A 7,097-nucleotide genomic window follows, 5' to 3' on the forward strand; every position below is an offset into this window, starting at 1 on the left:
GGGGAGGCGAAGGCCCCGAGAGCCCGCTCCATGCGCTTCACCAGCCTGCGGCTGCGCCTGGTGCTGGTCTTCGGACTGGTCGCGCTGACCGCGGCGGTGACGGCGTCCGGCATCGCGTACTGGCTGAACCGCGAGGCGGTGCTGACCCGCGCCCAGGACGCGGTGCTGCGCGACTTCGCGCAGGAGATGCAGCGCCACGCGGCGGCGCTCCCGGCCGAGCCGACCCGCGAGGAACTGCGCCACGCCGCCGAGGAGATGTCCCGCAGCAGCCAGCACTTCAGCGTGCTGCTGATATCCACCACGCCCGACGGGCAGAGGGTCACCGCCCCGTCGAACGTGTGGGAGCAGTTCACCCTGGAGGACGTGCCGCGTTCGCTGAGCGACGCGGTGGGCCGCAAGCAGAAACTGACCTCCGTCAACTCCTCCCCGTACCACCTGTACTGGCAGCGGACGGTGGACGAGAACGACACCCCGTGCCTGGTGGCCGGGGCGAAGATCGCCGACGGCCCGACCGGTTACATGCTGAAGTCGCTGGAGCCGGAGGCCAAGGACCTCAACTCGCTGGCCTGGTCCCTGGGCATCGCCACCGCGCTGGCGCTGGTCGGCTCCGCGCTGCTGGCGCAGGCGGCCGCCACCACCGTGCTGCGGCCGGTGCACCGGCTGGGCATCGCCGCCCGCCGGCTGGGCGAGGGCAAGCTGGACACCCGCCTGCAGGTCTCCGGCACCGACGAACTCGCCGAGCTGTCACGGACGTTCAACCGTACCGCCGCCGCGCTGGAGCACCGGGTGGCGGAGATGAGCGCCCGGGACGAGGCGTCGCGCCGGTTCGTGGCCGACATGTCGCACGAGCTGCGCACCCCGCTGACGGCGATCACCGCGGTGACGGAGGTGCTGGAGGAGGAGCTCGACGCGGAGACCGGCGGCATCGACCCGATGATCGAGCCTGCCGTGCGGCTGGTGGTCAGCGAGACCCGGCGGCTGGGCGACCTGGTGGAGAACCTGATGGAGGTCACCCGCTTCGACGCGGGCACCGCCCGTCTGGTCCTCGACGACGTGGACATCGCCGACCAGATCACCGCCTGCGTCGACGCCCGTGCCTGGCTGGACGCGGTCGAGCTGGACGCGGAGCGCGGCGTCACGGCGCGGCTGGACCCGCGGCGGCTGGACGTCATACTCGCCAACCTGATCGGCAACGCCCTCAAGCACGGCGGCTCCCCGGTGCGGGTGTCGGTGCGGGTGGAGGACGCCCCCGAGGAGCCGCTGGCGCCGCCGGTGCCGCACGCGCCGCTCACGGCGCACGTCGCGCATTCCGCGCACGAGCCCGGTGAGCGGGCGGAGCAGGTCGTGGACGCGGACGCCGGCGCAGAGGGGGCCGAGGCCCCCTCCGAGGCGGCGGGCAAGGTGCTGGTGATCGAGGTCCGCGACCACGGTCCGGGCATCCCCGAGGAGGTGCTGCCGCACGTCTTCGACCGGTTCTACAAGGCGAGCGCCTCCCGGCCGCGTTCCGAGGGCTCGGGGCTGGGGCTCTCCATCGCGCTGGAGAACGCGCACATCCACGGCGGCGACATATCCGCCGCCAACTCCCCCGACACAGGCGCGGTCTTCACGCTGCGCCTCCCGCTGGACGCGTCCTCGGCGACCGAGGACGCGGCGGCGGAGCAGCAGTCGGGCACGAGGCAGAGGAGGAGCGGGCGGTGAGGGCGAGGGGCGCGAGGGCGCTGCTGCTGGGCGTGATACCGGCGGTGGTGCTGGCGGGCTGCGGGATCCGGGCGACCGAGGTGCCGGTGTACTTCACCTCGGCCCCGTCGCGGATGCCGTGCCCCAGTCCGACGTCCTCGCCGCAGCCGCGGGACGCGACCCGGGTGCCGGTCCGGGTGTACCTGCTGTGCGCGGGCCAGCTGACGCTGGTGGAGCGCACGGTGGAACTGCCGGAGGACACCGACGAGGCGCGGCGGCGTTCCGTGGTGGCGCAGGGCCTGCTCGACGAGCTGGCCCGGCACCCCTCGCCGGGGGAACTGGAGGACGGTTACCGGACGCTGGTGCCGTTCGGCACCGGTGTGAAGGGCGCGCGGCCGGGCGACCCGGCGGACTCCTTCCGGCTGAGCGTGCCGCCGGAGCGGATGCGGAGCGGGGCGATGGCCCAGATCGTCTGCACCTTCGCCGAGTCGACCGCCACCCAGGGCTCGGGCAAGGTCACCCTCGGCGGCCCGGAGGGCGACCTGTCGCGTTACGAGTGCCCGCCGGAGGTGCGCAACAACCCGACGGCCACTCCGGTCCCCTCCGCCACCGCCGCCCCGGCGCAGTGACGGCCGCGGGGGCGCGTGCGGACCGGGTGCGACCGGGGTGCGCGGCTTCCCGGAACCGCGGGGAACGGGGCGGCGTCTAGAGCCACGTGCAGCGTCAACGCTCGGGCGACGGCAACGTCGCCACCGGATTTCGCACGGCAGGTGTCCTTCTCCTCGCCGCACACCTCGCCGTCGTCGGGTGGCTGACGCTCAGACCGCTGGACGTCCCCTGGATCACCCCGGCCAACGTCCGGCCGATGGCGGGGATACGTGCGGACCTGGCGCTCGGCTGGTGGCCGGCCGCCCGGCGCATCGTCGAGGACCTGGCGCTGCTGGCGCCGCTCGGGGTGCTGCTGCCGCTGGCCGGCGGCCGGCTGCGGGCGGCGACGCTGCTCTCGCTGGTCCGCACGGTGGCGGCCGGCGTCCTCATCTCGCTGGGCATCGAACTGCTGCAGACCGGTGTTCCCGGTCAGGTGGTCGACGTCGACTCGCTGATCCTCAACACCGTCGGGATCACGGTGACCCACCTGACCGTGGTGCCGGCCGGCCGGGCCGCCCTGCGGCGACGGCTAGGCCGGCGCGTGCGGCACGCCTCCGAGGGTGTCGACCAGGAGGCGGCTCAGGGTCTGCCCCCGAGGATTCCCAGGGTCCCGATCGCCCCGTAGAGCGACGCGTTGCCCCTTTTGCCGACGTAGCTTGGATGACGTAGGGGGCGGCCGCGGGGGTCGTCTCCCGGCAGAGACGACACTCTGACGACGCTCTACAAAGGAGCAGCCATGAGCAGCCTCGTTCGCCCCACCCACGGCCGCATGATCGCCGGAGTCTGCGCCGCGCTGGCCAAGCGCTTCGGCGTCTCCGCGACCACCATGCGGGTGATCTTCCTGGTCTCCTGCCTGCTGCCGGGGCCGCAGTTCCTGGTGTACATCGCGCTGTGGATCCTGCTGCCGGACGAGAAGCGGGCGGCGCGCCGTTCCGCCGTCGTCTGACGCCGCGGCAGGGCCCGCGTGCGGGCAGACCGAAGGGGCGCGACCGGGAAGCCGGTCGCGCCCCTTCGGGCATGCGGGGGGCGGGGACTCAGCCGAGGGGCAGGCCGTTGAGGTTGCTGCCGGAGCCCATGTTCATCTCGCCGAGGCCGAGGCCGCCGAGCAGCGGCGTCACCTTGCCGAGCGGGGAGGCCGCCTCCTCGCCCCCGTTGGCGCGGGCGCCGGCGTCACGGTCCTGGGCCGCGCCGGACACCTTGTCGGCGCTGCCCATGGCGGCGTCCATGCCCATGCCGCCGAGCTCGTCGCCGATGCCGCCGAGCTGGTCGCCGGCGCCCTGCAGGCCCTGGACCAGGGGGCCCTGGAGGGCGTCCCCGATGCCGTCCGCGGGCATCGCGCCGGTCACGCCGCTCAGCGCGGGGCCGGCGTCCGGGAGGGCCGGGGCAGCCGTGGCGGCACCCGCGCCGACCGCCGCGAAGGCGGCGCCGAGGGCGGCGACACCGAGGGTCTTGGCAGCAGACTGCTTCATAGTGAATGCGTCCTTGAAGTGCGATGACGGGGGACTGAGCGGTCCACGACCGTAAACACGGATCGCCGCGGTCCGCAAACACCGAAATGCACACGTCTTCACCACGGGAGGGCCGGGCGGAGAATCCGCCCGGCCCTCCCGTGTTCGACGTCACCGCAGTTCAGGGACGGTTCAGCGGAACAGCCACTCCGCCTTCAGCGTGGCGTAGCCCGGCTTGATCACGTCATCGATCATCGCCACCCTTTCATCGAAAGGAATGAATGCTGATTTCATCGCATTGACGGTGAACCACTGCATGTCGTCGAGCGAATAATCGAAAGTACCGACAAGGTGCTCGAATTCGCGGCTCATGGTGGTACCGGACATCAGGCGGTTGTCGGTGTTGACGGTGACCCGGAAGTGCAGCCGCCGCAGCAGGCCGATCGGATGGTTCGCGTAGGAGTCGACCGCACCGGTCTGCAGGTTGGAGGTCGGACAGAGCTCCAGCGGGATCCGCTTGTCGCGGACGTAGGCGGCGAGCCGGCCGAGCTCCACCGAGCCGTCCTCGGCGACCTCGATGTCGTCGATGATCCGCACGCCGTGGCCGAGCCGGTCGGCGCCGCACCACTGCAGGGCCTGCCAGATCGACGGCAGCCCGAAGGCCTCGCCGGCGTGGATGGTGAAGTGGTTGTTCTCCCGCTTCAGGAACTCGAAGGCGTCCAGGTGGCGGGTGGGCGGGTATCCGGCCTCGGCGCCCGCGATGTCGAAGCCGACCACGCCGGAGTCCCGGTACCGGTTGGCGAGTTCGGCGATCTCCAGCGAACGGGCGGCGTGCCGCATGGCGGTGAGCAGGGCGCCGACGCGGATGCGGTGGCCGTTGTCCCGCGCGCGCCGCTCCCCTTCCCGGAAACCGGCGTTGACGGCCTCGACGACCTGCTCCAGCGTCAGCCCGCCCTCCAGGTGCTGCTCGGGGGCGTACCGCACCTCGGCGTAGACCACGCCGTCGGCGGCGAGGTCCTCGGCGCACTCGGCGGCCACGCGGCGCAGGGCGTTCTCGGTCTGCATCACACCGACGGTGTGGGCGAAGGTCTCCAGGTACCGCTCCAGGGAACCGGAGTCCGCGGCCTCGCGGAACCAGGAGCCGAGCTTGTCGGTGTCGTTGTACGGCAGCGACTCGTACCCGTTCTCGCGGGCGAGTTCGACGACCGTGCCGGGGCGCAGGCCGCCGTCGAGGTGGTCGTGCAGCACGACCTTCGGGGCCCGGCGGATCTGCTCCGCGGTCGGGGCGTGGATGGTCTGGCTCTTCATCGCTGAACCATAACGCGCAATTCCCTACGCGCGTAGATCCCGCGCGCAAGGGTGGCGTGGGCGCGGTGTTCTGCCAGTGTGGGCGCATGGCACACCAAGGCACCCGCGGCCCGGACCTACCGGACCGCCCGGACGGACCGGATCGGCTCGGCAAGCCGTTCGCCGCGCGGCCCCTGCGGCGGCCGGACGGTCCCCGCACGGTCGCCGGGGTGGTGCTGCTGCTGCCCCCCGGCAAGGAGAAGTCGGACCGCGCGCCGTCCACCGCGGCCGCGTACGTCGCGATGCGCGCCCTGGGCCGGCGGCTGGCCCGGGCCGGGGAGCGGCCCGGCCTCGCGGTGCACCTGGTGCGCTACCGGCTGGGCGGCTGGAACGGCGAGGACGCGGCGCTCGCCGAGGACGCGGAGCTCGCCGCCGACGAGGCGGTGCGGCGGTACGGCGACGTGCCGGTGTGCCTGGTCGGGGTGGACATGGGCGGGCGGGCGGCGCTGAGGGCCGCGGGGCACCCGGCGGTCAGGTCGGTGGTCGCGCTGGCCCCCTGGCTGCCGCCGGACGGCGGGCACGGGGCGGCGGCCGGGCCCGAGCCGGTCAAGCAGCTGGCGTCCCGTCAGGTGCTGGTCGTGCACGGCACGGACGACGCGCGGTGTGCGCCGGAGCGCTCGTTCCGGCTGGCCGAGCGGATCAAGAAGACGAACCGGGAGGTGTGCCGGTTCGAGGTGCACACCGACGGGCACGCGCTGCGGGCCTACCGGTGGGAGGTCCACACACTGGCCGCCGACTTCGCGCTCGGCACGCTCGTGGGGGCGCCGATGCCGCGTGCCGTGCGGGACGCGCTCGCCGCGCCTCCGCCGCTGGGCCTGCGCATGCCCCTCGCCTCGGGCTTCGGCCGCCTGCGCGAGGGGTGACACCCCGCGGGCCCCGCGGGGTGTCACGTCGGCAGCAGGTGCCCGCGGCGGGAGAGCAGGAACTTCTTGAAGGCGGCGACCGGCGGGGTGTCGGGGTGGCCGTCGAGCCAGGCCACGCCGATCTCGCGCACCGCCCGCGGCGCGGTGACGGCGAGCTCGGCGACCCCGGGCCGCGGGAAGGCCGGCGGCGGCAGCAGCGCGACGCCCAGCCCGGCCGCGACCAGGCCGCGCAGGGTCTCCGCCTCCTCCCCCTCGAAGGCGACCCGCGGCCGGAACCCGGCCTGCGCGCACAGGTCGTCGGTGATCCGCCGCAGCCCGTACCCGGTCTCCAGCGTCACGAAGGTCTCCTCCGCCGCCTCCGACAGCCGGATCCGCCGCCGCGAGGCCAGCCGGTGGTCGGCGGGCACCACCAGCCGCAGCTTCTGCTCGTCGAGGCGACGGGCCACCAGGTCCGGGGCGTCCGGCACCGGCGAGGTCAGGCACAGGTCCAGCTCGCCGCGCCGCAGGCCCTCCAGCATCGCCTCGCCGTAGTTCTGCACGAGGCTGAACCGGATGCCCGGGTGGTCGGCGCGGAAGGCGTGGATGAGCCCCGGCACCGTCTCGGCGCCCATGGTGTGCAGGAACCCGAAGGCGACCTTGCCGACCGCCGCGTCGGCGTCCGCGCGGACCTCCTCGGCGGCCCGCTCCAGGTCGGCCAGCGCCCGCTCCACGGAGGCCAGGAAGGTGCGCCCCGCGGGCGTGAGGGCCACCGTGCGGCCGCGCCGGGCGAAGAGGTCGACCCCGAGGTCCTCCTCCAGCCGGGCGACGGCCCGCGAGAGCGTCGACTGCGGCACCCGCATCTCCTGCGCGGCCCGCGTGACGTGCTCGTTGCGGGCCACGCCCGCGAAGTACGCGAGACGCGGGACGAGGTTCGTGACGATGTCTTCCACGTCACCGGTCTGTGACAGCCACTCCTGTGACCTCTGCTGATGCACCACGGGAACGATTATGGCCAGTCCGTGCATTGGACGGATGAGCGAGGCCGTTCGTACGGTCGAACCATGCCTGCTGCCAGTACCGAGGCGTCCACCCGCGTGGGCGCCGCGACCTCCGTCCCCGCCCCGCCCGTCACCCC

8 protein-coding genes are annotated in these 7,097 nt (G+C 73.6%); 5 read left to right on the forward strand and 3 right to left on the reverse strand.

What is annotated here, in order from left to right; genetic code table 11:
* Nucleotides 1-30 precede the first annotated feature (30 nt).
* The 4 genes from ACOV8S_RS16405 to ACOV8S_RS16420 all read left to right on the forward strand — a co-directional run bounded on the left by ACOV8S_RS16405 (nt 31) and on the right by ACOV8S_RS16420 (nt 3,271).
* On the forward strand, nt 31-1,698 hold the full coding sequence (locus ACOV8S_RS16405; protein WP_448318887.1) for an ATP-binding protein: 1,668 nt from the start codon (nt 31-33) through the stop codon (nt 1,696-1,698).
* Nucleotides 1,695-2,306: a hypothetical protein gene (locus tag ACOV8S_RS16410; RefSeq protein WP_448318548.1), complete on the forward strand. Its 612-nt coding sequence runs from the start codon at nt 1,695-1,697 to the stop codon at nt 2,304-2,306. The genes ACOV8S_RS16405 and ACOV8S_RS16410 overlap by 4 nt, the downstream gene beginning before the upstream one ends.
* An 86-nt stretch (nt 2,307-2,392) precedes the next feature.
* Nucleotides 2,393-2,950 (forward strand): VanZ family protein, encoded by a 558-nt coding sequence (locus ACOV8S_RS16415; protein ID WP_448318549.1) that lies wholly within the window; start codon nt 2,393-2,395, stop codon nt 2,948-2,950.
* A gap of 111 nt (nt 2,951-3,061) precedes the next feature.
* Nucleotides 3,062-3,271 carry a PspC domain-containing protein gene (locus ACOV8S_RS16420; RefSeq protein ID WP_448318550.1) on the forward strand — a complete coding sequence of 70 codons (210 nt, stop codon included), beginning with the start codon at nt 3,062-3,064 and terminating at the stop codon, nt 3,269-3,271.
* A gap of 88 nt (nt 3,272-3,359) precedes the next feature.
* Here ACOV8S_RS16420 and ACOV8S_RS16425 read toward each other — a convergent pair whose 3' ends face one another.
* Together ACOV8S_RS16425 and ACOV8S_RS16430 are read right to left on the reverse strand one after the other, a co-directional pair.
* The gene (locus ACOV8S_RS16425) at nt 3,360-3,794 is read right to left on the reverse strand and encodes an ATP-binding protein (protein ID WP_448318551.1); all 435 of its coding nucleotides are present in this window, start codon (nt 3,792-3,794) and stop codon (nt 3,360-3,362) included.
* A gap of 171 nt (nt 3,795-3,965) precedes the next feature.
* Nucleotides 3,966-5,081: an adenosine deaminase gene (locus ACOV8S_RS16430; RefSeq protein WP_448318552.1), complete on the reverse strand. Its 1,116-nt coding sequence runs from the start codon at nt 5,079-5,081 to the stop codon at nt 3,966-3,968.
* 86 nt (nt 5,082-5,167) lie between these two features.
* Between ACOV8S_RS16430 and ACOV8S_RS16435 the strand changes: the two genes are divergently transcribed.
* Nucleotides 5,168-5,983: an alpha/beta hydrolase gene (locus ACOV8S_RS16435; protein WP_448318553.1), complete on the forward strand. Its 816-nt coding sequence runs from the start codon at nt 5,168-5,170 to the stop codon at nt 5,981-5,983.
* A gap of 23 nt (nt 5,984-6,006) precedes the next feature.
* Here the strand turns inward: ACOV8S_RS16435 and ACOV8S_RS16440 are convergent, their stop codons facing one another.
* The gene (locus ACOV8S_RS16440; RefSeq protein ID WP_448318554.1) at nt 6,007-6,960 is read right to left on the reverse strand and encodes a LysR family transcriptional regulator; all 954 of its coding nucleotides are present in this window, start codon (nt 6,958-6,960) and stop codon (nt 6,007-6,009) included.
* Between the last annotated feature and the right edge of the window lie 137 nt (nt 6,961-7,097).

It is taken from the genome of Streptomyces sp. CO7 (assembly GCF_053474865.1).

Coding starts and splice junctions, on each gene's coding strand:
- ACOV8S_RS16405 (WP_448318887.1), top strand. CDS start 31: ATGCGCTTCACCAGCCTGCGGCTGCGCCTGGTGCTGGTCTTCGGACTG.
- ACOV8S_RS16420 (WP_448318550.1), top strand. CDS start 3,062: ATGAGCAGCCTCGTTCGCCCCACCCACGGCCGCATGATCGCCGGAGTC.
- ACOV8S_RS16425 (WP_448318551.1), bottom strand. CDS start 3,794: ATGAAGCAGTCTGCTGCCAAGACCCTCGGTGTCGCCGCCCTCGGCGCC.
- ACOV8S_RS16430 (WP_448318552.1), bottom strand. CDS start 5,081: ATGAAGAGCCAGACCATCCACGCCCCGACCGCGGAGCAGATCCGCCGG.
- ACOV8S_RS16435 (WP_448318553.1), top strand. CDS start 5,168: ATGGCACACCAAGGCACCCGCGGCCCGGACCTACCGGACCGCCCGGAC.